Origin of the sequence: Aeromonas genomosp. paramedia (assembly GCF_023093515.1) — a bacterium.
Classification (GTDB): Bacteria; Pseudomonadota; Gammaproteobacteria; order Enterobacterales; family Aeromonadaceae; genus Aeromonas.
This window is the reverse complement of record NZ_JAAROG010000020.1, coordinates 296,127-321,517: the sequence shown is the minus strand read 5'-3', so window position 1 is coordinate 321,517 and position 25,391 is coordinate 296,127. Positions and strand designations below refer to the sequence as shown.

At 64.2% G+C, this 25,391-nt stretch carries 21 protein-coding genes, 1 pseudogene and 1 riboswitch; of the genes and pseudogenes, 15 read left to right on the top strand and 7 right to left on the bottom strand.

The genetic code is table 11. The features are described from left to right. Positions 1-22: 22 nt before the first annotated feature. A complete protein-coding gene (locus HB860_RS17075; protein WP_247627390.1) occupies positions 23-1,339 on the bottom strand; it encodes an MFS transporter in 1,317 nt (438 codons plus the stop codon). A 154-nt stretch (positions 1,340-1,493) separates the two neighbouring features. On the opposite strand from HB860_RS17075, the gene HB860_RS17070 reads away from it, so the two are divergent. After that, complete coding sequence (locus tag HB860_RS17070; protein WP_247627389.1) at positions 1,494-2,171, top strand: adenine nucleotide alpha hydrolase; 678 nt, start codon at positions 1,494-1,496, stop codon at positions 2,169-2,171. Between the two features lie 96 nt (positions 2,172-2,267). Here the strand turns inward: HB860_RS17070 and ypfJ are convergent, their stop codons facing one another. Further along, positions 2,268-3,122: a KPN_02809 family neutral zinc metallopeptidase gene (gene ypfJ / locus HB860_RS17065; RefSeq protein WP_247627388.1), complete on the bottom strand. Its 855-nt coding sequence runs from the start codon at positions 3,120-3,122 to the stop codon at positions 2,268-2,270. A gap of 74 nt (positions 3,123-3,196) precedes the next feature. Continuing rightward, entirely contained in the window at positions 3,197-3,460 is a 264-nt protein-coding gene (locus HB860_RS17060; protein ID WP_111910749.1) for a hypothetical protein, read from the bottom strand. Positions 3,461-3,674: 214 nt separating this feature from the next. Between HB860_RS17060 and HB860_RS17055 the strand changes: the two genes are divergently transcribed. Then, positions 3,675-4,196, top strand: a complete 522-nt coding sequence (locus HB860_RS17055; RefSeq protein WP_139439219.1) for a GNAT family N-acetyltransferase — start codon at positions 3,675-3,677, stop codon at positions 4,194-4,196. 113 nt (positions 4,197-4,309) lie between these two features. Here HB860_RS17055 and HB860_RS17050 read toward each other — a convergent pair whose 3' ends face one another. Together HB860_RS17050 and HB860_RS17045 are read right to left on the bottom strand one after the other, a co-directional pair. Continuing rightward, positions 4,310-4,486, bottom strand: coding sequence for a hypothetical protein (locus HB860_RS17050; protein WP_139439218.1), 177 nt, complete (start codon positions 4,484-4,486; stop codon positions 4,310-4,312). Positions 4,487-4,935: 449 nt separating this feature from the next. After that, a complete protein-coding gene (locus HB860_RS17045; RefSeq protein ID WP_247627387.1) occupies positions 4,936-6,213 on the bottom strand; it encodes a cation:proton antiporter in 1,278 nt (425 codons plus the stop codon). 202 nt (positions 6,214-6,415) lie between these two features. Between HB860_RS17045 and metH the strand changes: the two genes are divergently transcribed. The 4 genes from metH to rimK all read left to right on the top strand — a co-directional run bounded on the left by metH (position 6,416) and on the right by rimK (position 12,776). Further along, the gene (metH, locus tag HB860_RS17040; protein WP_247627386.1) at positions 6,416-10,111 is read left to right on the top strand and encodes a methionine synthase; all 3,696 of its coding nucleotides are present in this window, start codon (positions 6,416-6,418) and stop codon (positions 10,109-10,111) included. A gap of 39 nt (positions 10,112-10,150) precedes the next feature. Continuing rightward, positions 10,151-10,567, top strand: a complete 417-nt coding sequence (locus HB860_RS17035; RefSeq protein ID WP_247627385.1) for a hypothetical protein — start codon at positions 10,151-10,153, stop codon at positions 10,565-10,567. 134 nt (positions 10,568-10,701) lie between these two features. Continuing rightward, positions 10,702-11,766 carry a Gfo/Idh/MocA family oxidoreductase gene (locus HB860_RS17030; RefSeq protein WP_247627384.1) on the top strand — a complete coding sequence of 355 codons (1,065 nt, stop codon included), beginning with the start codon at positions 10,702-10,704 and terminating at the stop codon, positions 11,764-11,766. Positions 11,767-11,879: 113 nt separating this feature from the next. Beyond that, the gene (gene rimK / locus HB860_RS17025) at positions 11,880-12,776 is read left to right on the top strand and encodes a 30S ribosomal protein S6--L-glutamate ligase (RefSeq protein WP_025325466.1); all 897 of its coding nucleotides are present in this window, start codon (positions 11,880-11,882) and stop codon (positions 12,774-12,776) included. 130 nt (positions 12,777-12,906) lie between these two features. Here rimK and HB860_RS17020 read toward each other — a convergent pair whose 3' ends face one another. Continuing rightward, entirely contained in the window at positions 12,907-14,136 is a 1,230-nt protein-coding gene (locus HB860_RS17020; protein WP_247627449.1) for a sensor histidine kinase, read from the bottom strand. Positions 14,137-14,165: 29 nt separating this feature from the next. Further along, positions 14,166-14,834: a response regulator transcription factor gene (locus HB860_RS17015; RefSeq protein ID WP_247627383.1), complete on the bottom strand. Its 669-nt coding sequence runs from the start codon at positions 14,832-14,834 to the stop codon at positions 14,166-14,168. A 90-nt stretch (positions 14,835-14,924) separates the two neighbouring features. Between HB860_RS17015 and HB860_RS17010 the strand changes: the two genes are divergently transcribed. The 9 genes and pseudogenes from HB860_RS17010 to thiH all read left to right on the top strand — a co-directional run bounded on the left by HB860_RS17010 (position 14,925) and on the right by thiH (position 24,875). After that, positions 14,925-15,341 carry a hypothetical protein gene (locus tag HB860_RS17010; protein WP_202047744.1) on the top strand — a complete coding sequence of 139 codons (417 nt, stop codon included), beginning with the start codon at positions 14,925-14,927 and terminating at the stop codon, positions 15,339-15,341. An 85-nt stretch (positions 15,342-15,426) separates the two neighbouring features. Continuing rightward, on the top strand, positions 15,427-15,903 hold the full coding sequence (locus HB860_RS17005; protein WP_247627382.1) for a hypothetical protein: 477 nt from the start codon (positions 15,427-15,429) through the stop codon (positions 15,901-15,903). Between the two features lie 303 nt (positions 15,904-16,206). Next, a pseudogene (locus tag HB860_RS22385) lies at positions 16,207-17,687 on the top strand (aerolysin family beta-barrel pore-forming toxin). Between the two features lie 284 nt (positions 17,688-17,971). Continuing rightward, positions 17,972-18,085: riboswitch (TPP riboswitch) on the top strand. Between the two features lie 266 nt (positions 18,086-18,351). After that, a complete protein-coding gene (gene thiC / locus HB860_RS16995; protein ID WP_282101247.1) occupies positions 18,352-20,346 on the top strand; it encodes a phosphomethylpyrimidine synthase ThiC in 1,995 nt (664 codons plus the stop codon). Next, positions 20,343-21,902, top strand: coding sequence for a thiamine phosphate synthase (gene thiE, locus HB860_RS16990; RefSeq protein WP_247627381.1), 1,560 nt, complete (start codon positions 20,343-20,345; stop codon positions 21,900-21,902). The genes thiC and thiE overlap by 4 nt, the downstream gene beginning before the upstream one ends. Next, positions 21,892-22,671: a HesA/MoeB/ThiF family protein gene (locus tag HB860_RS16985; protein WP_247627380.1), complete on the top strand. Its 780-nt coding sequence runs from the start codon at positions 21,892-21,894 to the stop codon at positions 22,669-22,671. The genes thiE and HB860_RS16985 overlap by 11 nt, the downstream gene beginning before the upstream one ends. Positions 22,672-22,673: 2 nt before the next feature. Beyond that, positions 22,674-22,874 (top strand): sulfur carrier protein ThiS, encoded by a 201-nt coding sequence (gene thiS, locus HB860_RS16980; protein ID WP_005331003.1) that lies wholly within the window; start codon positions 22,674-22,676, stop codon positions 22,872-22,874. Between the two features lies 1 nt (position 22,875). After that, complete coding sequence (locus HB860_RS16975; protein WP_247627379.1) at positions 22,876-23,643, top strand: thiazole synthase; 768 nt, start codon at positions 22,876-22,878, stop codon at positions 23,641-23,643. Positions 23,644-23,660: 17 nt separating this feature from the next. Then, on the top strand, positions 23,661-24,875 hold the full coding sequence (gene thiH, locus HB860_RS16970; RefSeq protein WP_282101246.1) for a 2-iminoacetate synthase ThiH: 1,215 nt from the start codon (positions 23,661-23,663) through the stop codon (positions 24,873-24,875). Positions 24,876-25,391: the final 516 nt, after the last annotated feature.

Sequence of the window (25,391 nt, the reverse complement as noted above, 5' to 3'; positions counted from 1 at the left end):
GACAGTCCGGGGCCCGCAGTTGTCAGGCGGTTTGTGGCGTTGCCTGACGCCGAGTGCGCTGTTGCAGCCAGAGCCAGAGACCCAGCACAAGGCCGAGACCGGCCAGGCTGACCACGTAGTGGGAAGGTGCCAGCACGTCGTTCTTCATCCAGAGGGTGACCAGCATGGGGGTGAGCCCGCCGAAGATGGCGTAGGCCACGTTGTAGGAGAACGACAGCCCGGAGAAGCGCACCACGGGCGGGAAGGCGTTGACCATGACATAGGGCACGGCGCCGACTATCCCCACCGCGAAGCCCGCCAGCATGTAGAGCGGCACCAGCTGCTCCATGCCCGCCGCCAGGCCGTGGTAGAAGGCATAGGTGGCACCGGCCAGCAGCAATGAACCCAGGACGAAGGTGGGGCCGCTGCCGAGGCTGTCTATCAGGCGGCCGTAGAAGATGCAGCCCAGGGTGAGGGCCACTATGGCCAGGGAGTTGGCGGTCAGGGCATCGGCGGGGCTGATGCCGTGGACCTTCTGCAGGTAGGTCGGGGTCATCAGGATCACCACCACTATGCCGGCGGAGAGCAGCCAGGTCAGCAGCATGGAGACCATGACGCTGCCCTTGTGTTCACGAAGCACCGTCTTGAGGGGCAGCTCCTCGGCCAGGGCCTTGTTGGCCTGCATCTCGGCGAAGACCGGGGTCTCGTGCAGCCAGCGGCGCAGGTACATGGCGACTATGCCGAACACACCGCCGAGCACGAAGGCCAGACGCCAGCCCCACTCGCTCACCTCCACCGGGCTCATGCCGCGGTTGATGGCGGTGGCCACCAGGGAGCCGAGCAGTATGCCGGCGGTCAGCCCGGCCGTGAGGGTGCCGCAGGCGACGCCGACCCGGCGGGCGGGCACGTGTTCGGCCACGAAGACCCAGGCCCCCGGGACTTCCCCCCCGATGGCGGCCCCTTGCAGGATCCGCAGCAACAGCAGCAACAGCGGGGCGGCAATGCCGAGGGTGGCATAGGTGGGCAGCAGGCCGATCAGCAGGGTCGGCAGCGCCATCAGTATGATGCTGAGGGTGAACATCCGCTTGCGACCGATGAGATCGCCGAAGTGGGCCATGATGATGCCCCCCAGCGGGCGGGCCAGGTAACCGGCGGCGAAGATGCCGAAGGTCTGGAACTGGCGCAGCCACTCGGGAATGTCGGCCGGGAAGAAGAGCTCGCCTATCACCACGGCGAAGAAGACGAAGATGATGAAGTCGTAGAATTCGAGGGCGCCGCCCAGCGCCGCCAGGCTCAAGGTCTTGTAATCCTGTCGGTTGAGGGGGCGATTGTGGTCATGATGTGTGCTGACTGTAGTCATATCCTTATGTTTCCCATCGTTTTTTTAGTTATTCTCCCCCATGCTCTGCGGGGATACGCTCACCCACGAGGGTATGCTTTTGTATCCCAGGAAGTAAATCGCACAATTCGCAACACTGTCTTGCAGCACCTTGCGGCAAGGGATTGGAGAGGTCATGACGACGAAAAAGGTACTGCTCTCCTGGAGCAGCGGAAAAGACAGCGCCTGGGCCCTGCATCGCTTGCGCCAGGATCCGGCGATCGAGGTGGTGGGGCTCTTCACCACCCTGAATCAGGCGTTCGAGCGGGTGGCCATGCACGGGGTGCGCAAGCAGTTGCTGACGGAGCAGGCCGCGTGCGTGGGGCTGCCACTGCACTGCATCGATCTGCCCTGGCCCTGCAGCAACGAGGACTATGGCCGGATCATGACCGGCTTCATCGCCGAGGTGCTGGCCATGGGGATCCGCCACATGGCATTCGGGGATCTCTTCCTCGAGGATGTGCGCGCCTATAGAGAGAAGCAGCTGGCGGGCACGGGCATAGCGCCGCTGTTCCCGCTCTGGGGCAGCAAGACCGACGAGCTGGCGCAGGAGATGATGGCCGCCGGCTTGAGGGCCAGGATCAGCACGCTCGATCCGAAAAAACTGGATATGAGCCTGGGGGGGCACGAATTCGACGAGGCGCTGCTGGCGGCGCTGCCCGCCGGGGTGGATCCGTGCGGCGAGAACGGCGAGTTCCACACCCTGGCCTTTGATGGCCCCATGTTCCTGCGGCCCCTGGCGATCCGGGTGGGGGAGACAGTGGTGCGGGATGGCTTCGTCTTTACCGATCTGCTGCCGGATGAGGTCCCCTGAGGGCAGGCGCCTCGGCAGAGCGGCAGGCCCATCTCCCGTCTGCCGGATGCGACAAGGCCGGATCCCTGGGGATCCGGCCTTGTCGTCTGGCCCGGCTCAGCGGGCGGCGAAGGTGTCGCAGCTGGCGGGCTTGCCGCTGTCAAAGCCCCGCTTGAACCAGGCGAGGCGCTGGGCCGAGCTGCCGTGGGTGAAGCTGTCGGGCACGACCCGGCCCTGACCCCGCTGCTGCAGGCGGTCGTCACCTATGGCCTGGGCGGCGTTGAGGGCCTCCTCCAGATCGCCGTGCTCCAGCACCTGCTCCCGCTCCATATGGTGACCCCAGACCCCGGCGAAGCAGTCGGCCTGCAATTCGAGTTTGACCGACAGCTTGTTCTGGGCGGCCTGGCTCAGCCCTTGCTGTTGCTGGCGCACCTTGGTCGAGATGCCGAGCAGGTGCTGCACGTGGTGACCCACCTCGTGGGCGACCACATAGCCCTGGGCGAAGTCGCCATCGGCCCCCAGCTTGTCGCGCATGTCCTGATAGAAGGAGAGATCTATGTAGACTGTGCTGTCTGCGGGGCAGTAGAAGGGGCCCATGACGGACTGGCCCTGGCCGCAGCCGGTCTGGGTGGCGCCACGATAGAGCACCAGCCTGGGGGGCCGGTACTGGCTGCCGCTTCGGGAGAAGATCTCGCCCCAGGTGTCTTCGGTGGAGGCGAGCATCACAGAGGTGAATCTGGCCAGGGGATCGCTGGCCGGCTGGGACACATTCTGGCGCGGCGCCTGGCTCTGCCGGGCCGGTTCGTCGAGCAAGGGGCTGAGATCCACGCCGTAGTAACCGGCGATCATCACCACCACGATCAGGATCAGGCGCCCCTTGCCACCGAGGGGCAGGCCGCCGCCCCCGCTGCCACTGCCTTCCTGGCGCCTGTCTTCCACGTTGCTGCTCTCACGGCGATCTTGCCAGCGCATATCTGCCTACTCCCGTCATTGGTGGTGGCAGTAATGATAATGGCTGGTCGTCCGCCTTGCCTAACGCGGGGATCTCACTCGGCCCAGGGCATCTCGGGCAGGCTGTCGAGAAACTCGGCGTAGCGGGTCAGGTTGAAGGGGCCCTGATCCGCCTCCATGGCCATCAGCTCGGCACCCAGGGCGCAGGCGATGTATTGCAGCGCCTCGTCCCGCGGGGTGCCCTTCATCACCAGCCGCATCAGGGTGGCTTTCACCTGCAGGGGATGGCCGTCGGCGAGCTGGTTTTCAACCATCTCCAGCAGCGTCTGTTCGTCAAAAAATTCGGTGGTGTCTGTCATGGGGGGTGTCCTGCTTGTTGTTCTGTTGGATAGGGCGGGCAGTATAGCCGGAACCGCCGCGCGACTCATGTGGCTGGGACTAAATGTCGGCTGCCGGGGGCTGTGGTCGGCCGGGTTGCACTCCATGACGGCTCCTTTTGGTCGGGGATCTTGCCAAGCGCCGGCTGTGGGGGCAGTCTTGATGGCTGTTGTTCCCATCACACGAGCCCTTGCCATGATCCTCTCCGAGCGCCTCGCCCTGCGCGAGCTCAATCTGACCGACGCCCCCTTCATTCTCGAACTGCTCAACGACGGCGACTTCCACCGCTACATCGGCGATCGCGGGGTGCGCACCCTGGCGGATGCCGAAAACTACATCCAGCAGGGACCTGCGGTCAGCTATGCCCGCCACGGGCACGGTCTCTATCTGGTGATGCGACGGGAGGACGAGGCCAGGATCGGCATCTGCGGGCTCATCAAGCGCGACACCCTGCCGTGCGAAGACATAGGCTACGCCTTCCTGCCCGCCTTTCGCGGTCAGGGCTACGGCATAGAGGCGGCGCGGGCGGCGCTCAAGGATGGGCGGGAGCGGCTCGGCATCGAGCGGGTCATCGCCATCGTCACTCCGGGCAACGAGCGATCCGTGGCGCTGCTGGGCAAGCTGGGTCTGGTGCGCAGCCGTCTGGTCAGGCTGAGCGAGGATGCCGATGAGTGTCTGTTGCTGGAAGCGGCCGATACCCAGGCCTGCACTGTCTGAGGGATGGCGGGGCCGTCAATCAGAAGCGGGGATCACAAGGCTGAAGGCGAGGGAGACAAGGGGGCCGCCGTGAGCTGCGGCCTGTCTGCATCTGTTGCTGCCGGTGGGCAGGATCAGTTGAGCTCTTCGATGGAGAACTCGCCAGGGATGCCATCACAGGAGATGGCGAAGCCACCGCTGGAGCGGGTGCTGAACTGGATCAGAAACGCATCATAGTCATGCTCTTGCACGGGCAGGTTGATGGGTTTGCTGCGACGCAGGGGTTTGTGTGTCTGTACGGTTTTCATCATGGTATTTCTCTATATAAATTAAATAATTGCTCCTTGTATTTGCAAATGTAGGTCAATGGGCGCGGTCAGATCCGCGCAGGAATACCCAGCCCCATAAGGGCGTCTGCACTATCAAGGAATATGCGGATGCATAGTTCAAATTGGGTGGGCAGATCGGGTCTGCACCGTGAGAGCCGGGCAACGCAGGCAGACAGCCTGACGGTTCTCAAGGCGAGTAAATCAGAGGAAGGTTATGTGGGTACTGGCAGGATTCATCTAACGTTGAAGCATTGCGAACATAAACAGGGCTGATTAACTAGCCGGCGCACATTCTCTCCTCGAAATGAATAAAAAGCAAACACTAATTGTGCGATGTTACGACGGTGGCGTATTTTTCACTGCCGCGCCGCCAACGAGAAGGGCTCCCGAGGGAGCCCTTCTGCCTTTGCCGGTCACGGCCTGCGACTGACTCAGTAGTCGCCGCTGGCCTTCTTGGCGGCGGTGATCATGGGGGTGATGGTCATGCCCTGCACCACGATGGAGAACATCACCACCGAGTAGGTCATCACCAGGATCACTTCCCGCAGATCGACGCCGTGCTCCGGCAGCACCATGACCCCCGAGGGCAGCGCCAGTGCCATGGCCATGGCCAGACCGCCGCGCAGGCCGCCCCAGGTGAGGATGCGCACCGAGAAGCGGTTGTAGCTGCGGAACTTGCGGAAGGCCACATAGGGCAGGGAGACGCTGATGAAGCGTGCGGAGAGGCAGAGCGGCACCGCGATGACCAGCAGGATCCAGTCTTGCCAGGCGAGATCCAGCAGCACCAGGGCCAGGCCGATCAGCAGGAACAGCAGGGCGTTGAGGAACTGATCCATCAACTCCCAGAAGTGATCCAGGTGGTGGCGGCTCTGCTCGGAGAAGCCGGAGTGGCGGGTCCAGTTGCCTATCATGATGCCGGTGACCACCATGGCCAGGGCGCCGGAGACGCCGATCATGTTGGCAAAGGCGAAGCCCGCGGTCGGGATGCACAGGGTCAGCAGCAGCTCCAGGGAGCCGTCGTCTGTGGCGCTGATCATCACGTGGGCAATGAGGCCCAGCACGGCGCCGAACAGGATGCCGCCCAGGGCCTCATGCAGGAACAGGCCGGCCACGCTGCCGAAGGTGGGCTCGACGCCGCCAAAGGCCACGGCAAACACGGTGGCGAAGATCACCAGGCCGACCCCGTCGTTGAACAGGGACTCCCCCTCGATCTGGATGGCGATCTGGGGCGGCGCCTTCATCTTCTTGACGATGGCGAGCACGGCAATGGGGTCGGTGGGGGAGATCAGGGCACCGAACAGCATGCAGTAGACCAGCGGCAGTTCCCAGCCCAGCAGCCTGGCGATGAACCAGAAGCCGTAGCCGATGAGGAAGGTGGAGAGCAGGGTCGCCGCGATGGAGAGAATGGTGATCTCCCACTTCTGGCTGCGCAATGCCTTCAGATTGATGCCGAGACCGCCGGCAAACAGCAGGAATCCGAGGATCCCCTTCAGCAGGAAGTTCTGGAAGTCGATGCTTTCCATGGTCTCGACGGCCAGAGGTTCCAGATTGAACCAACCCAACTTACCAAACAGCACCATCAGGGCGGAGATCAGCATGGATCCTGCGGTGATGGCGATGGTGGTCTGGATCTTCACGACATACTGGTTGGCAAAGGCGATGAAGATCGCCAACGCTGCCAAGAAACAGAGTGTGTAGTAGACGCTCATAGTTATTTTTCTCTTTAGTAAACAGCAAGCACGTATCCCCGTTGAGGACGGGCATAGGGTACTCTCGGGCCACATCTTACTCATTACCCATTTGTGAGTATATGCTCGAGATTTCGGACAGATAGACGGCTAGATTTCCATTTGATTTTTTTGCTGCTAGGATGGAGCTCACGCAGTTGCATGGATGTAAGGGGTAGAAGCGGTGTCGAGCATAGAGTCGAGCAAGAAGTCGGACATAAAAAAGAAACTGGAAGCCTGTCTCAAGGAGCGGATCCTGATCATCGACGGTGCCATGGGCACCATGATCCAGGGGTACAGGCTCGGTGAAGCGGATTACCGCGGCGAGCGCTTCGCCGACTGGCATACCGACATCAAGGGCAACAACGATCTGCTGGTGCTGACCCGGCCGGCGGTGATCCGCGAGATCCACGATCAATACTGTGCCGCCGGGGCCGACATCCTCGAGACCAACACCTTCAACGCCACCCGCATCGCCATGGCCGATTACGAGATGGAAGCCTTCTCGGCCGAGATCAACCGCGAGGCGGCCCGTCTGGCCCGTGCCGTGGCGGACGAATGGACGGCCAAGGATCCCGCCAGGCCGCGCTTCGTGGCAGGGGTCCTGGGCCCCACCAACCGCACCGCCTCCATCTCGCCGGACGTGAACGACCCCGGCAAGCGCAACGTCACCTATGACGAGCTGGTGGCCGCCTACACAGAATCGACCCACGCCCTCATCGAGGGGGGCGCCGACCTCATCTTGATCGAGACCATCTTCGACACCCTGAACGCCAAGGCGGCCGCTTTCGCGGTGGATCTGGTGTTCGATGAGCTGGGCTACAGCCTGCCGGTGATGATCTCCGGCACCATCACGGATGCCTCAGGCCGCACCCTCTCGGGCCAGACCACGGAAGCCTTCTACCATTCGCTTCGCCACGTCAAACCCGTCTCCTTCGGCCTCAACTGTGCGCTGGGACCGGACGAGCTGCGCCAGTACGTGGAGGAGTTGTCCCGCATCAGCGAGACCCATGTCAGCGCCCACCCCAACGCCGGTCTGCCCAATGCCTTCGGCGAGTACGATCTGGACGCGGGCGAGATGGCGGAGCATATCCGCGAGTGGGCCCAAAGCGGCTTTCTCAACCTGGTGGGGGGCTGCTGCGGCACCACCCCGACCCATATTCGCGCCATGGCAGACGCCGTGGCGGGCATCAAGCCCCGCGCCCTGCCCGAGTTGCCGGTGGCCTGCCGGCTGTCCGGCCTCGAGCCCCTCATCATCACCCCCGAGTCCATGTTCGTGAACGTGGGGGAGCGCACCAACGTCACCGGCTCGGCCAAGTTCAAGCGCCTCATCAAGGAGGGGCTCTACGACGAGGCCCTGGACGTGGCCAAGCAGCAGGTGGAGAGCGGCGCCCAGATCATCGACATCAACATGGACGAGGGGATGCTGGACGCCGAGGCGGCCATGGTGCGCTTCCTCAACCTCATCGCCGGCGAGCCGGACATCGCCCGGGTGCCCGTGATGATCGACTCCTCCAAGTGGGAGGTGCTGGAGGCGGGCCTCAAGTGCGTGCAGGGCAAGCCTGTGGTCAACTCCATCTCCATGAAGGAGGGGGAGGCCAAGTTCATCGAGCAGGCCAAGCTGCTGCGCCGTTACGGCGCCGCCGTCATAGTGATGGCGTTCGACGAGGTGGGCCAGGCCGATACCCGTGCCCGCAAGTTCGAGATCTGCCAGCGGGCCTACCGGATCCTGGTTGATCAGGTCGGCTTCCCGCCGGAAGACATCATCTTCGACCCCAACATCTTCGCGGTGGCGACCGGCATCGACGAGCACAACAACTACGCGGTGGACTTCATCGAGGCGGTGAAGGACATCAAGACCCATCTGCCCCACGCCATGATCTCCGGCGGCGTCTCCAACGTCTCCTTCTCCTTCCGCGGCAACGAGCCGGTGCGGGAAGCCATTCACGCCGTCTTCCTCTACCACGCCATCCAGAACGGCATGGACATGGGGATAGTCAACGCCGGTCAGCTCGCCATCTACGAAGACATTCCGGCGGAGCTGAAGGCGAAGGTCGAGGCCGTGGTGTTGAACCTCAATGACAGTGCCACCGAGGATCTGCTCGCCATCGCCGAGAAGTATCGCGGCGCCGGCGCCCAGGCCGAGGATCCCCGGGATCAGGAGTGGCGCAGCTGGCCGGTGGGCAAGCGGCTGGAGCATGCCCTGGTCAAGGGCATCACCGACTTCATCGAGGAGGATACCGAGGAGGCGCGGGCCGGGGCCGAGAAGCCGCTGCACGTGATCGAGGGGCCGCTGATGGACGGCATGAACGTGGTGGGTGACCTGTTCGGCGCCGGCAAGATGTTCCTGCCCCAGGTGGTGAAGTCGGCGCGGGTGATGAAGCGGGCGGTCGCCTACCTGCAGCCCTACATAGAGGCGGAGAAGTCAGGTGGCTCCAGCAACGGCAAAATCGTGATGGCCACCGTCAAGGGGGACGTGCACGACATCGGCAAGAACATCGTCGGGGTTGTGCTGCAGTGCAACAACTACGAGATCGTCGATCTCGGGGTCATGGTCTCCTGCGAGACCATTCTCAAGACGGCGCGGGAAGTGGGAGCGGACATCATAGGCCTGTCCGGCCTCATCACCCCCTCCCTGGACGAGATGGTGCACGTGGCGAAAGAGATGGAGCGCCAGGGCTTCAAGCTGCCGCTCTTGATCGGCGGTGCTACCACCTCCAAGGCCCACACCGCGGTGAAGATAGAGCAGAACTACTCCGAACCCGTGGTCTATGTGTCGAACGCCTCCCGCGCCGTCGGGGTGGCCCAGAGCCTGCTGAACCCCGAGCTCAAGCCCGCCTTCGTCGCCCGCATCGACAAGGAGTACGAGATAGCGCGGGATCAGCATGCCCGCAAGCAGCCTCGCTCCAAGCCGGTCTCCCTGGCCCATGCCCGCGCCAACCGTCATCAGCTGGACTGGGTGAACTATCAGCCGCCCAAACCCCGCGAGCCCGGCGTGCAGACCTTCGAGAACGTGCCCGTCTCTGTGCTGCGCCCCTACATCGACTGGACGCCCTTCTTCCTGAGCTGGGAGCTGGCGGGCAAGTATCCGCGCATCCTGGAAGACGAGATCATCGGCGAAGAGGCGACCAAGCTGTTTGCCGATGCCAACGCCATGCTGGATCGGCTGGAAAAGGATCAGAGCGTGCGCTGCGCCGGCATCATAGGCCTGTTCCCCGCCAATGCCGTGGGGGACAGCATAGAGGTCTATACCGACGAGTCGCGCAGCGAGGTGAAAAAAGTGCTGCACCATTTGCGCCAGCAGAGCGAGAAGCAGGGCTTCCCCAACTACTGTCTGGCGGACTATGTGGCCCCCAAGGAGAGCGGCAAGCCCGACTGGATCGGCGCCTTCGCGGTGACCGGCGGCATCGGCGAGGAGGCCATAGCGCAAGCCTACAAGGCGGATCACGACGACTACAACGCCATCCTGATCCAGGCGGTGTGCGACCGTCTCGCCGAGGCCTTCGCCGAGTACCTGCACGAGCAGGTGCGAAAGCGGCACTGGGGCTATGCCCCGGACGAGGCCCTCAGCAACGAGGAGCTGATCCGCGAGAACTATCGCGGCATACGCCCGGCGCCCGGCTACCCGGCCTGCCCGGAGCACACCGAGAAGGGCAGCATCTGGGAGCTGCTGGATGTGGAGCAGGCCATCGGCATGAAGCTCACCGAGTCCTACGCCATGTGGCCGGGGGCGGCGGTGTCCGGCTGGTACTTCTCCCACCCCGAGAGCAAGTACTTCGCGGTGGCGCAGATCCAGCCCGATCAGGTGGAAGACTATGCCCAGCGCAAGGGCATGACGCTGGTGGAGGCCGAGCGCTGGCTGGGACCAAACCTGCATTGATCAGGTGGAATGCCATAGTGCAAGTGGCTAGGGGGGAAAATGGACAAGGCAAGAGATGACGAGATATGGCCGGATGAGGTGTTGATTGCCCGCTGTCTGGCCGAAGCGGATGACGAGGGGTTTATCGACTTCAAGGTCTTCTGCCGGGCGCTGGACGTGTCGGCCTCTGCGTTGGCCGGTTTCTTTCATGAGCGCGATCGTTTCTATGACTCGTCGGAAATGGTTGCCCTGCGTGACGGGCTGAACTTCAGGGTGGAGTGGCGTGAACGCAAGCGGCGGGACGGCACCTCCCACGAGCCGGCACGGTTCGTGGTGAAGCGGGCGCAGATCCATCGGGATCATCTCGCGTGCTTTTTGCAACGGTCGGAGCGATATATCACTCAGACAAGGGTAGATTTTGATCGGGCATTGCTGCGCTGGCGACTGGAGCAAAACGGGGCCGGCCCCCTCCATTGAATCTGCTTCCCCTTTTTATTGATATGAAGGTGATGCCTGCTCTGGGCGTGTCACCTTGCTTGTGCCAGCTGGCGTGACCTGGCCACCCGGTTGGCTCATTCACGGGTCTATGGCCCAGTGGGGATGAAGTCGTTATGAAGATTGGATTTGTCGGCCTGGGGGCCGTGGTGGAGACCGCCTATCTGCCGGCATTGCGGGCCCTGGCGCCAGAGATGGCGATCTGGGGATTCGACCCCGCCCGCAGCCTGCCGGGAGTGGACTCGCTGCCGACCCTGGCAGCCCTGCTGGCCTTGCCGCTGGACCGGCTGGTCATCGCCACTCCCTCCCTGCTGCATCTGCCAGTGCTGGAGCAGGCGCTGGCAAGCTCCATCCCCTTGATCCTGGTGGAGAAGCCTGTGGTGGCGACCCTGGCCCAGCGCACTCGCCTGCAGGCCCTGCTGGCGGATCCCGAGGTCGCCGCCCGGGTGCTGGCGCTGGATCACTGGATGGCCCGCAACGCCGTCCAGCGGCTGCTGAGTGGCGGGCTGGGGGATGACTGGCGACCGCAAGCCGGGCAGACTGGCCCCATTTCGTCCGTCACCCTGGCCGATGTGGCCTCGGTGGAGGGCTTCCTGCTGGAGCCCTGCGGCCTCGACGAGCAGGGGCATCCCTATGCCCTCAACTTCGCCACCGGCGAGCCGGATCGGCGAGTCCTGCGTCATCCCGACGGAGTGATCCTCGACATCGGCACCCATCTGTTGGCGATGATCCGCGAGCTGCTGGTGGCCCTCGGCGGGGATGACAGCCTGCATCTGGTCGCGGACGGGGTCTGCGATCGGCTTGGCCAGCCCATCCGGCGCGGGGATCTGGAGACCGCCGAGGGGCGCGCCTGTCTGCGCGGCGAGGCGACCGGGGTACCCCTGACCCTCTGGCTCGACAAGTACGCCGGTCCCGGGGTGGAGAAGAAGGGGCTGTGCCTGCATCTCAGGGATGGGCGGCGCATCGAGCTGCTTCGCAGCGGCAATCTGGAGTGGCTGCACCATCACGACGCCGACGGGATGCGGGGCTGGCAACATGAGGGGCCACTCTATCGCGACTGCATAGCCCAAACCCTGCTGGCCCCTGTGCCGCTGGGCGGCTGGGCCGGGACCACTGCACGCCGGTTGCAGGAGGTGGCGCTGCTGCTGAGCCTGCAGCAGGGGTTGCGTGGCCCGCATTGAATCTGGTTCTGCGGTTCTTGCAGAACGCCGAATGGTGAGGGGAAAGGATTGGCGTTGCCAGTCGTTCATGGCACCTTATACTCTCCAGTCCGATTATCAGGTCTGTCATTTCCATGAATATTGCCATTTTATCCCGCGAGCCCAACAACTACTCCACCCGCCGTCTGGTCGAGGTGGCGCAGGCGCGCGGGCATCAGGTCGAGGTGCTCGACACCCTGCGCTGCTACATGAACATCGCCTCCCACAGCCCCTCCATCCACTACGAAGGACGGGAACTGGAGAGCTATGACGCCGTGATCCCGCGCATCGGTGCCAGCATCACCTTCTATGGCACCGCCGTGCTGCGCCAGTTCGAGATGATGAATACCATGGCCCTCAACAGCTCGGTGGCCATCAGCCGCTCCCGGGACAAGCTGCGCGCCATGCAGCTGCTCTCCCGCCACGGCATAGGCCTGCCCATCACCGGCTATGCCCACAGTACCCACGACGTGCCCGACCTCATCACCATGGTCGGCGGGGCGCCCCTGGTGGTGAAGCTGCTGGAGGGGACCCAGGGGATAGGCGTGGTGCTGTGCGAGACCCAGAAGGCGGCCGAGAGCGTGATCGAAGCCTTTATCCAGACCAACAACAACATCCTGGTGCAGGAGTACATCCGCGAGGCCAACGGCGCCGACATTCGCTGCGTGGTGGTGGGTGGCAAGGTGGTGGCGGCCATGCGTCGTCAGGCCCAGCCGGGGGAGTTTCGCTCCAACCTGCACCGTGGCGGCGAGGCGTCGGCCATCAAGATCACCCCGGAAGAGCGGGCGACCGCGGTGCAGGCCGCCAAGATCATGGGGCTGGACGTGGCCGGGGTGGACATCCTGCGCAGTGCCCGCGGCCCCCTGGTGCTGGAGGTGAACTCCTCCCCCGGCCTGCAGGGGGTCGAAGCCGCCTCCGGCAAGGATGTGGCGGGCAAGATCATCGATTTTCTGGAGCTCAAGGCGAGTCGCAAGCACAAGCCGGCGGAGTGAGTCCCGGACGAGAGTCAGACAGGTAAAAACAGGGCGCCCTCGGGCGCCTTGTTGCTATCTGGTCGGGTGGGCGGCGGGCTTGCCGGGGTCTCCCTTCTCCCCTTGCGGGAGAAGGGACGGGGTTGAGGGGCTATGCCTTCGTGGGTCCGGCGGTGATCATCGCCAGCCGGGCGCTGAAGACCCCATCCTCCAGCCGGGTCTCTATCTGCCAGCCCAGCTTCTCGCAGATGCGCTGGATGATGGTGAGGCCGCAGCCGTAGCCCAGGATCTGATCCGGCGCCGCCGCCGTGGGGTTGCTGATGGTGAGCACCTGACCCTGAAGCGCGATCTCGATGTGACCCTCGGCGTAGCTCAGGGCATTTTTCAGCAGGTTGCCGAGCGCAATGGCGAGCAGTGAGAGGGGGGCCTGCACCTCGCTCTGCTCGTCCAGATTGAGGCGGATGTCCAGGTTCTCGCGCTGTAGCAAGGGGGCGAGGCGCGCCAGCTCCCGCTGGATCAGCGGTGCCACCCATTGCGGGGGGCGCTCGACCGCCTCCTTGCGGCCCAGCAGCAGGAAGGTCTCGGTGAGCAGGGCCATCTCGTCGCTGGCGGCGCGAATGCGGCTGGCGGCCCGGGCGGCGGGGGCGGGCAGGTCGCTCACCTTGCCGAGCAGGGCGGCCGAGCCCTGGATCACCATGTTGGGGGTGCGCAGCTCATGGCTGGCGAAACGGCTGAACTCCTGCTCCCGGGCGAACACGGCGGCCACCTCGTGCTTGCCCGCCAGCAGCGCCAGCTCGATCTCCCGCAGCTCCTGCCAGGGGGCGTCCGGCACGAAGTCGACCTGATCCGGGGTGAGGTGGGTGACGCGCTGACGCAGCCTGTCCAGGGGGCGGGTGATGTGGCGCACCAGCCAGATGCCGAACGCTATGCAGCCGAGCAGCAGGGCCAGCCCGATCAGCCGGGTGACCAGGTGCAGCCTGTCTTCGTAAGGATCCAGATAGTCGTCGGCGTCGTCGTTGAACACCAGATAGAGCAGGCCCTGGCCAGAGGGGTGGGGGCGCACCAGGAAGTGTTTGTCCTCCTCCCCCAGCTGGTGCTCGAAGAAGCCGGGGGTCCGGTAGGGTTTCAGCCAGGCCGGCAGGCGGCCCGCCTCCGTCCAGTAGCTGGAGAACTGGCGCGGGCTGGGGGCGGGGGCCGCCTGGCCGAGCCGCAGCCAGTCATCGTTGTAGCGAGTGACCTCGGCCTCCAGCCAGTGGCGCAGGCTGAGCTCCTCCATCTTGTTCTCGGCCACCACCATCAGCAGGCTCAGGATCAGCAGCAGCAGCAAACCCGCCCCGCCCAGCGCCAGGATCAGGCGCTGGCGCAGGCTCGGCAGGCTCAAGGCTTGCTGGCTTGGGGGGGCTGGGGGGCTCATGGTTTGACCAGCCGGTAGCCCTGGCCGTGCACTGTCTCCAGCATGGGGCTGGGGAAGGGCTTGTCCAGGGCGTTGCGCAGGGCATAGATGTGGCTGCGCAGAGCGTCGGAGTCGGGCTCCTCATCGCCCCAGACGGTGTCGAGCACCTCCTGGCGCATCACCAGCTGGGGGGCCCGTTTCACCAGCAGGGTGAGGATCTGGAACGGGATCTTGCCGAGCTTGAGCTCCACCCCGGCGCGGGTGGCGCGGCCCGCGGCGGGATCCACCTCCAGCTCGCCGAACGCCAGCGATCCCATGTCGCTGCGGGGGCCGCGCAGGGCCAGGGCCTGCAACCGCACCTCCAGCTCCTCCATGGCGAACGGCTTGACTAGGTAGTCGTCGCCCCCCGCCTTGAAGCCTGCCAGCTTGTCCTCCAGGCTGTCGCGGGCGGTGAGAAAGAGCACAGGGGTGGCGATGCCGTCCGAGCGCAACCGCTCGACGGTGCGCAGGCCGTCGAGGCGCGGCATCATGACGTCCATGATGATGACGTCGAAACGCTGCTCGGCCAGCAGTTGCAGGGCGGCCTGGCCGTGATAGGCGCAGTCCACCCTGTGCCCGGCCAGCTCCAGATAATCCATGACGGTCTCAGCCACCTGGGGACTGTCTTCCACCACCAGTATTTTCATGCTCTGATCTCCTGGTTTGGGCCGAGATTTCACGGCCATTTCACACCGGATGAGACATCCTGTGTGCCAGTGTAACCCCGAGGATCCCCGATGAAGAAGTCTCTCTGCGCCCTCTGGCTATTGATTTTATTGCCCTTTGGCCTGGTGCAGGCGGCCGAGTTCAAGCTGACCGGCCGCACCAGCTGGCAGCTGGGCCAGTTGATGGTCAACGGTATTCCCTTCGTGATCGATGACCAGACCCGCTTCAAGGATGGGCTGGACGAAGACGATCTCGGCGGTACCTGGGTCGATCTGGAAGGGGTGATCGAGGGAGACAGGCGGCTGGTCCGCGAGGTGGAGCCGCTGGAGGAAAAGCACGAGATGGAGCTGGAAGGGCCTGTGGCTCAGGGGCGGATCTGGGGTTATGTCACCTCGGACGACAGCCTGGCCCCCTTCGAGGGGCGCTGGCTGGAGCTGGAGTGCCGCTTCGACGGCATGCGTCTGAGCCGCTGCCGGGAGGACGACTGAGCCGCTGCACCACCCGACCGGAAAAATTGCCCGTCCAGGCCCATAGTTAAACCTCCTTGCCGGGTTGACCATGGGCCTGCTTGCTATGACCAGAACCGCCTTGTTCCTGTTGCTCTCCTTTCACGCCCTTGCCGACGAGTCCGAACTCTGGCTGGTGGAGCTGGAGCACAACGACGGCATCCGCCTGCAGTTCCAGGGGGCCGAGCTGGAGCTCGGCAGCGCCACCCTGATCGGGGCGGCGCAGTTTGACGATCTCAGGCCCGGCATGCACCTCGCCATCCAGAGCCGGTACGGCGTGGCCGAGCAGATCCGGGTGCTCGCCACGGCGCCGGATCCGGCCCAGAGCAGCCAGTGGCTGCGGGCGGAGGACAGGCTGGTCGCCACCGCAGGAGAGAGCCTGCTGCTGCAGCAGCTGGGGGTGCTGGTGTTTGATGCCGGTACCCGCTGGGTGAACGGCAGCCGCGCCGATCTGCAACCGGGTCGCAGACTGGTGCTGAGCCGGGATGATGAGGGCCGTCTGACCGAGATCCTGATCCCCAACCCGGAAGAGGATCCCGAATAAATAGCCAGGATATCACGCAGTCATCTGGCTGATATTTCATCTAGCCGATGCCGCTGACGTTCACATTCAATAATTAAAAACTTTAACACCACGAAAATTATAAATTAAATAATAAAGTAATAACTCTGATATTTATTTTGTCATTAATTAATAACCTGCCAGTTAATTGTATCGATGCCTTTTAGAATAATTAAAATGTGGATTCGATCGCGTTCGTGGATTTTTTTTGACTGATATTGTGCCCCTGGCATGCAGCGAGATAAATATCATTTGCATGCCTATACCTACAATATTGGGGGAGCTATGGATAAACTAAAAATAACGGGTTTGGCGTTGACCATTTCGACGCTGTTGATGAGCCAGGCCCATGGGGCAGAGCCAATCTATCCTGATCAACTGCGTCTCTTCTCGCTCGGGAAAGAGGTCTGTGGTGCCAACTATCGTCCGATCAATCGGGAAGAGGCGCAGAGTGTCCGCAATAATATTGTGGGCATGATGGGTCAGTGGCAAATAAGTGGATTGGCCAATAACTGGGTGATCATGGGATCGGGTTATAACGGTGAAATAAAACCCGGTTCGGCCTCTGATACCTGGTGTTATCCGACCAGGCCGGTCACCAGTGAAATACCCGTATTACCTGCGCTGAATATTCCAGATGGCGATGAAAAGGACGTGCAATGGCGGCTGGTGCATGACAGCGCCAATTTCATCAAGCCTGCCAGCTACCTCGCCCATTATCTCGGCTACGCCTGGGTCGGTGGTAACCACAGCCCCTATGTGGGCGAGGACATGGACGTGACCCAGGATGGTGACAGCTGGCTGATCCGCGGCAACAACGACGGTGGCTGCGACGGTTATCGCTGCGGTGAGAAGAGCAGCATCCGGGTCAGCAACTTCGCCTACACCCTGGATCCCGAGAGCTTCAGCCACGGTGAGGTGACCCAGTCCGATCGTACCCTGGTCAAGACGGTAGTGGGCTGGGCCATCAACGACAGCGACACCCCCAGTCCGGTTACGACGTGACCCTGCGCTATGACACGGCCACCAACTGGTCAAAGACCAGCACCTATGGCCTGAGCGAGAAGGTCTCCACCAAGAACAAGTTCAAGTGGCCCCTGGTGGGTGAGACAGAACTCTCCATCGAGATCGCCGCGAGCCAGTCCTGGGCTCAGCAGGACGGGGGCTCCACCACTGCCTCCCTCTCCCAGTCGGCGCGCCCGACCGTGCCCGCCCACTCCAAGATCCCGGTCAAGATCGAGCTCTACAAGGCGAACATCTCCTACCCCTACGAGTTCAAGGCGGATGTCAGCTATGACCTCACCTTGAACGGCTTCCTGCGCTGGGGTGGCAACGCCTGGTACACCCACCCGGATAACCGGCCTACCAAGAGTCACAGCTTCGTCATAGGCCCGTTCAAGGACAAGGCGAGCAGCATCCGTTACCAGTGGGACAAGCGCTATATCCCGGGTGAGGTGAAGTGGTGGGACTGGAACTGGACCATACAGCAGAACGGTGCCGATACCATGAAGAATGCCCTGGCCAGGGTGCTGCGCCCGGTGCGCGCCAGCATCACGGGCGACTTCCACGCCGAGAGCCAGTTTGCCGGCAATATCGAGATAGGTGCGGCCGTGCCCATCGGGGGCGACAGCAAGGTGCGCCGTGCCCGCAGCGTCGACGGCCAGACCGGCGGGTTGCGCCTGGAGATGCCGCTGGATGCCAGCGAGCTCTCGGCGCTGGGCTTTGACAACGTCCAGATCAAGCTGGAACCCGCTAACGACCAGTAATCCGATGGCAGTGACAACGTGTTATAAAACCGGGCTCTTGCCCGGTTTTTATTTGTGAAAAGTCTTATTTTTAGTGTTTTTCGCTGCCTTTGGTTAGCGTGTCCGGCTGTGTCTGAGTGCGTTACCAGTCCTGGCCGCGAGTCAGCCGCCTCGTTCGTGGGTATGAGAGTGGACTGGTCTATTCAACCAGCTCCTTCGCCCGTCAGTGCGCCACCCTGGTCTGGCTTCGCCACTGGTCGGCTGTGTTAATGCCTTGTACTTTCAAATTCCCCACTTATACTGGCGCCATCTTGTCGGAGTGCTGACCGTCGAACGACGCAAAGCTGAGACCGTTAATTCGGGATCCGTGGAACCTGATCAGGTTAAGACCTGCGAAGGGAAACAAGGGTAACTTGCGAGTTGCCGCGCCGGGGGAGTAGCCACTTCCCCCTTGCCTTGAGGGGAAGCCCAGGGCAAGAACAGGCGCACAGGAGGGAGGTCTTCCCGCCGCTTGCCCGTCAGGGCGGCGAATGTCCCCGCAAGGGGGCGGGACGGCAGAGCAGGGATGATCCATCCCGCGCTCGCTCCCTCTTGAGAGCGCACCCAGATTGCAAGTTCATCACTTCTCCTCGAACTCCAGACAAGCAAACACCCATAACTTCAACCAGTTAATGTGAGTTTTGCTATGTCTACCTCTTCTGAAAACAGCAAGTCCGTGCCCGCCAGCCGCCGGGAGCAGCGCTCCAGTGCCCAGGCCTTTATCGACAACCTCAAGGGCATGGCCCATCCCAACTCCAGACGCATCTTCATCCAGGGTTCTCGCCCCGACATCCGGGTGGGGCTGCGGGAGATCGTCCTGGCCGACACCCTGGTCGGCGGCAGCAAGGAGGACCCCCAGTTCGAGCCGAATGACCCCGTGCCCGTCTACGACACCTCGGGGGCCTATGGGGACGAGCGTGCCGAGATAGACGTGCGCCGCGGTCTGCCGCGCCTGCGTGAGGCCTGGGTGCTGGAGCGTGGCGACACCGAAGCCCTGGATGATCTCAGTTCCGCCTTCACTCAGGAGCGCCTCGCCGACGAGGGGCTGGATCATCTGCGTTTCGATAATTTGCCCAAGCCGCTGCGCGCCAGGCCGGGTCGCCGGGTGACCCAACTGCACTATGCCCGTCAGGGGATGGTCACCCCGGAGATGGAGTTCATCGCCATTCGCGAGAACATGGGTCGCGAGCGGGTGCGCTCAGAACTGCTGCTGCGCCAGCATCCGGGTCAGGGCTTCGGTGCCCGCCTGCCCGAGAACATCACGCCTGAGTTCGTGCGCGACGAGGTGGCCGCCGGCCGCGCCATCATCCCGAGCAACATCAACCACCCGGAAGCCGAGCCCATGATCATCGGCCGCAACTTCCTGGTGAAGATCAACGCCAACATAGGCAACTCGGCGGTCACCTCCAGCATCGAGGAGGAGGTGGAGAAGCTGGTCTGGTCCACCCGCTGGGGCGCCGACACCGTCATGGATCTCTCCACCGGTCGCTACATCCACGAGACCCGGGAGTGGATACTGCGCAACAGCCCTGTGCCCATCGGCACAGTGCCCATCTATCAGGCGCTGGAGAAGACCAACGGCATCGCCGAGGATCTCACCTGGGAGCTGTTCCGCGACACCCTGCTGGAGCAGGCAGAGCAGGGGGTGGACTACTTCACCATCCACGCCGGCGTGCTGCTGCGCTACGTGCCCATGACCGCCAAGCGCCTCACCGGCATCGTGTCCCGTGGCGGCAGCATCATGGCCAAGTGGTGCCTGTCCCACCACAAGGAGAACTTCCTCTATCAGCATTTCCGCGAGATCTGCGAGATCTGCGCCGCCTATGACGTGGCCCTCTCCCTCGGGGACGGCCTGCGTCCGGGCTCCGTCTATGATGCCAACGACGAGGCCCAGTTCGCCGAGCTGCACACCCTGGGGGAGCTCACCAAAATCGCCTGGGAGTACGACGTCCAGGTGATGATCGAGGGGCCGGGCCATGTCCCCATGCACATGATAGAGCGCAACATGACGGAGCAGCTCGAGCACTGCCACGAGGCGCCCTTCTACACCCTGGGCCCGCTCACCACCGACATAGCCCCCGGCTACGATCACTTCACCTCCGGCATAGGCGCCGCCATGATCGGCTGGTACGGCTGCGCCATGCTCTGCTACGTCACCCCCAAGGAGCACCTGGGGCTGCCGAACAAGGAGGACGTCAAGCAGGGTCTCATCACCTACAAGATCGCCGCCCACGCAGCCGATCTCGCCAAGGGGCACCCGGGCGCCCAGATCCGCGACAACGCCATGTCCAAGGCGCGCTTCGAGTTCCGCTGGGAGGATCAGTTCAACCTGGCGCTGGATCCCGAGACCGCCCGTGCCTACCACGACGAGACCCTGCCCCAGGAGTCCGGCAAGGTGGCCCACTTCTGCTCCATGTGCGGCCCCAAGTTCTGCTCCATGAAGATCACCCAGGACGTGCGCGACTACGCCGCCAAGCTGGAAGCGGTCGAGGTGAAACTGGTGGGCATGGATGGCCAGCAGGAGCGGGTGGTGGCCGAGGTGGAGGGCGGCATGCACCGCATGGCAGAGACCTTCAAGGAGAAGGGGGGCGAGCTCTATCATCAGGCGGCGGCCCTCAAAGAGGAGCGGGAAGAAGCATGAGCAGCAAGCCCATCGTCTGGACCATAGCCGGTTCGGACTCCGGGGGCGGTGCCGGCATCCAGGCCGATCTGCACAGCCTGCACGCCCTCGGGGTGCACGGCTGCTCCGTCATCTCCGCCATCACCGCCCAGAATTCGGTGGCGGTGAAGATGGTGGATCCGGTGCTGATGCAGACCTTCTGCGCCCAGATCGACGCCCTCGGCGTCGATCTGCCCCCGGCTGCCATCAAGATCGGTCTGCTGCCGACCCGGCTCCATGTGGAGGTGCTGGCCCGGCGGCTCGATACGATAAGCGCCCCCTTCGTGGTCTATGACCCCGTGGCCATCGCCAGCACAGGCACCCCCATGGCGGAGCCCAACATGCTGGCGGCGGTGCGCGAGCACCTGCTGCCCCGTTTGTCGCTCATCACCCCCAACGGCCCCGAGCTGGAGGCCCTGACCGGCATTCCGGCGACCACCCCCGCTCTGGTCAGGGCGGGCGCGGCCAGGCTGCGGGAGCTCGGTGCCTGCGCCGTACTGGTGAAGGGCGGTCACCTTGAGTGGAGCGGGGATCTCTGTCTGGACTACTACCAGGACGAGCACCGCGAGTTCTGGCTGGCGGCGCCACGGCTCGATACCCGCCACGGTCACGGCACCGGCTGCTGCTATGCCAGCGCCATCGCGGCCGTGGTGGCGCTGGATTATCCGGTGGAGGATGCCATCACCCTGGCTCGTGCCTATCTGCAGCAAGGGCTGGCAGGGGCGCAGGGGGTGGGGGCCGGCCCCGGCCCCATCGCCCACCTCGGCTGGCCCGGGGATCTTGCCCACTTCCCCCGGGCCGTGCTGGCAGGATCACCGCTCGATCGCCGCTTCGGCCTGTATGAGACAAGCAGCGCACGCCTGCCCCAGGGACCCTTTGCCCAGACCGAGCACGGCCTTGGCCTCTACCCGGTAGTGGATTCGGTGCCCTGGCTGGAGCGGCTGCTGGAAGCCGGGGTCAGGACACTGCAACTGCGCATCAAGGCGCTGCCCGCCGCCCAGGTGGCGCCGGCGATCGCCGAGGCGGTGGCCCTGGGGCGCCGCTTCGGGGCCCGGCTCTTTATCAACGATTACTGGCAGCAGGCCATAGCCGCGGGTGCTTACGGCGTGCATCTGGGGCAGGAGGACATGGAAACGTCTGATCTCGCCGCCATTCAGGCCGCCGGGCTGCGCCTTGGCATCTCCACCCACGGCTATTTCGAACTGATGCGGGCCCGCGAACTCGCCCCCTCCTATATCGCGCTCGGCCATATCTTCCCCACCAACACCAAGCAGATGCCGTCCCGCCCCCAAGGGCTGGTGCGGTTGCACCACTACCGCGCCCTGATGGCGCAGTGGCCCACGGTCGCCATCGGCGGCATCGGCGAGGATCGCGTGGCGGCGGTCAAGGAGAGCGGGGTCGGCAGCATCGCCCTGGTCTCCGCCATCACAGGGAGCGATGACTGGCGGGGGGCCACGGCTCGCCTGCTGGCTGCCGTGGGGGCCGGGGATCCGGCGTGCTCCGTCATCCCGGCAAAGGAGGTGGCACATGCTCTCTGACGAGGCGTCGCTGAGCGACGAAGAGTACCTGAGATACGGCAGGCAGCTGATGCTGGCCGAGATAGGGGAAGAAGGGCAGGTGAGGCTGAAAGCCAAGTCGGTGCTGATCGTCGGCCTCGGCGGCCTCGGCTCGCCGCTCGCCCTCTATCTGGCCGGGGCCGGGGTGGGCACGCTCTGGCTCGCCGATGGCGACACCCTGGATTCCAGCAACCTGCCGCGCCAGATCCTGTTCGACGGGGAGGGGCTGCGCCGCTCCAAGGCGGAGCTGGCCAGGGAGCGGTTGGCTACCCACAACCCCCACGTCGAGCTGATCGCCATCAACCAGCGCCTCAATGGGGCCAGCCTGCCGGAGTTTGTGGCCGAGGTGGATCTGGTTGTCGACTGCTGCGACAACCTCGCCAGCCGCCACGCCATCAACGCCGCCTGCGTCGAGCAGGGCAAGCCCTGGATCTCGGCGGCCGCCGTCGGCTGGCAGGGTCAGCTGATGGCGCGCAGCGCCCCTGAGCATGCTTGCTACGCCTGCCTCTACCCGGCGGATACCGAAGTAAGGGAGAGCTGCCAGAGCAGCGGCGTCACCGGCCCCCTGGTGGGGGTGATGGGGTCCCTGCAGGCGCTGGAAGCGCTCAAGCTGCTGCTCGGGCGCCCCAGCCCGGTGGCGGGCACATTGCGCCGCTTCGATGCCCTGACCCATGAGTGGCAGTGCCTGCGCCTGCCCGCCGACCCCGACTGCCCGGTCTGCGGCAGCACCAACCCGGCCCTGAAGGATTAACCATGAAGATCCGATTGAACGATATCGAGCTGACGCTGCCCACCGGCCAGCGCCTGACTGAGCTGCTGGCGGTGCAGGAGATTGCCCCCCAGGGGGTGGCGGTGGCCCTCAACGGCGCCGTGCTGCCCCGCAGCCGCTGGCCAGACACCCGCCTCAATGACGGGGACGAGATCCACCTTTTCACCGCCATCGCCGGAGGCTGAGATGCTGACCATAGCGAACCATACCTTCTCATCGCGCCTCTTCACCGGCACCGGCAAGTTTGCCCGCCCCGACCTGATGGCGGCCGCCATAGCGGCGAGCGGCTCCCAGCTGGTGACCATGGCCATCAAGCGCCTCGAACCCGGCAAGCGTCACGACGACATCCTGAGCCCCTTGCTGGCCCTCGGGGTCAAGCTGCTGCCCAACACCTCGGGGGCCAAGACGGCCGCCGAGGCGGTGTTTGCCGCCCACCTGGCCCGGGAGGCGCTGGGAACTAACTGGCTCAAGCTCGAGATCCACCCCGATCCCAAATACCTGCTGCCCGACCCCATAGAGACCCTCAAGGCCGCCGAACAGCTGGTGAAAGAGGGTTTCGTGGTGTTGCCTTACTGCGGCGCCGATCCCGTGCTCTGCAAACGGCTCGAAGAGGTGGGTTGCGCCGCCGTGATGCCGCTCGGCGCCCCCATCGGCTCCAATCAGGGGCTGGTGACCCGGGAGTTCCTCTCCATCATCGTCGAGCAGGCCAATGTGCCCGTGGTGGTGGATGCGGGCATAGGTGCGCCGAGCCACGCGGCCGCCGCCTTTGAACTGGGTGCCGACGCCGTACTGGTGAACACGGCCATTGCCGTGAGCGGGGATCCGGTGGCCATGGGCCGCGCCTTCGCGCTGGCCTGCGAGGCCGGTCGCAGTGCCTATGAGGCGGGTCTCGGGGCGCGCGGCAGCCAGGCCCAGGCCTCCAGCCCCCTGACCGATTTCCTGGGGGCGCTATGAGTCATGAGGCTGGAACGATGAGTGACTTCGAGCCTTTCGCACCACCCCAAGTGCGCCCGAGTGATAGCCCCCCTCTCCCTTTGGGAGAGGGGTTGGGGGTGAGGGCTGAGGAGCCTTCCTTTATCGACCGCTGGCAGGAGCTTGACTGGGACGACGTGGGCATGCAGATCCGCGCCAGGACTGCCCTGGATGTGGAGCGTGCCCTGAGCGCACCGCGCCGCACCCTGAGCGATTTTATGGCGCTGATCTCCCCGGCCGCCGAGCCCTTCCTGCCCCGGATGGCGGAGCTGGCGGAGCGCCTCACCCGCCAGCGTTTCGGCAATACGGTGGGCTTCTATGTGCCCCTCTATCTGTCTAACCTGTGCGCCAACGACTGCTCCTACTGCGGCTTCTCCATGAGCAACCGCCTGAAGCGCAAGACCCTGAACGGCGAAGAGATAGAGCGCGAGTGTCTGGCCCTCAAGGCACGCGGTTTCGACAGCGTGCTGCTGGTGACCGGCGAGCACGAGACCAAGGTGGGCATGGACTACTTTCGCGAGCATCTGCCGCGGATCCGCCGCCACTTCAGCACCCTGGCGATGGAGGTGCAGCCCCTGTCGCAAGCCGAATACGCCGAGCTCAAGACCCTGGGGCTGGATGCCGTCATGGTCTACCAGGAGACCTATCACGCCCCCGCCTACGCCCGCCATCACCTGCGCGGCAACAAGCAGGACATCGCGTGGCGTCTCGCCACCCCGGACCGGCTGGGGCGCGCCGGCATCGACAAGATTGGCCTGGGGGCGCTGATCGGCCTGTCACCGGACTGGCGCGCCGACAGCTACTTCGTGGCCGAGCACCTGGCCTGGCTGGAGCGTCACCACTGGCAGAGCCGCTATTCCCTCTCCTTCCCGCGCCTGCGCCCCTGTACCGGGGGGCTGGAGCCCGAGGTGAGCATGTCGGACCGTCAGCTGGTGCAGCTTATCTGCGCCTGGCGCCTCTTCTCGCCGACCCTGGACTTGTCCCTCTCCACCCGGGAATCCCCGGCGTTTCGCAACGGCGCCCTGCGCCTTGGCATCACCCAGATGTCGGCGGAGTCGCGCACCCAGCCCGGCGGCTATGCCGAGGGGGATGCAGAGGAACTGGAGCAGTTCGCCATCCACGACGACCGCGCCCTGGGTGAGGTGGCTGCCGCCGTGCGGCAGGCCGGGTTGCAGCCGGTGTTCAAGGACTGGGAGGCGTTTTTGGGCCGATAGGGGCGGAGTTCGGCCAAACTCCGTGCCTGTGGCAAGCAGGCACGGCTGCGCCGTGCAATCGTAGGGTCGATTAGCCGTCAGGCGTAATCGTCCGCTTTGCATTTTTTGGGGATGGTAGACGGCTCGGCTACACCGAGCAGGATGCGAGGCCGCTGGCCTCGACGAGGTTTCGCCCGCCCTTCGGGCTTGGGCGAGTAACTTTTCTTTGCGTGGCCAAAGAAAAGTCACCAAAAGAAAGGCCACCCCCGCCAATCCGACCGCTACGCGGTTTCCCTCGGGCCAGGTGCAAGGTCGGACGGACCGCCGCAGACGGCACATCCCTGTGCCGGCTGCGGCTGCGCCATCATCCCTGATGGCGCTCCTGACCTTGCCCCTTCCCCTCGGCGGATTGGAGGGGGAACCAAGACCGTGCCTGCCATAACCTCAGGGGTAATCGTAGGGTGCAATAAGCGGAGCGCATTGCACTGCTAATTAATGGCCTTGCTACGTCTAACGGTACAATTCATGTTGTTGATT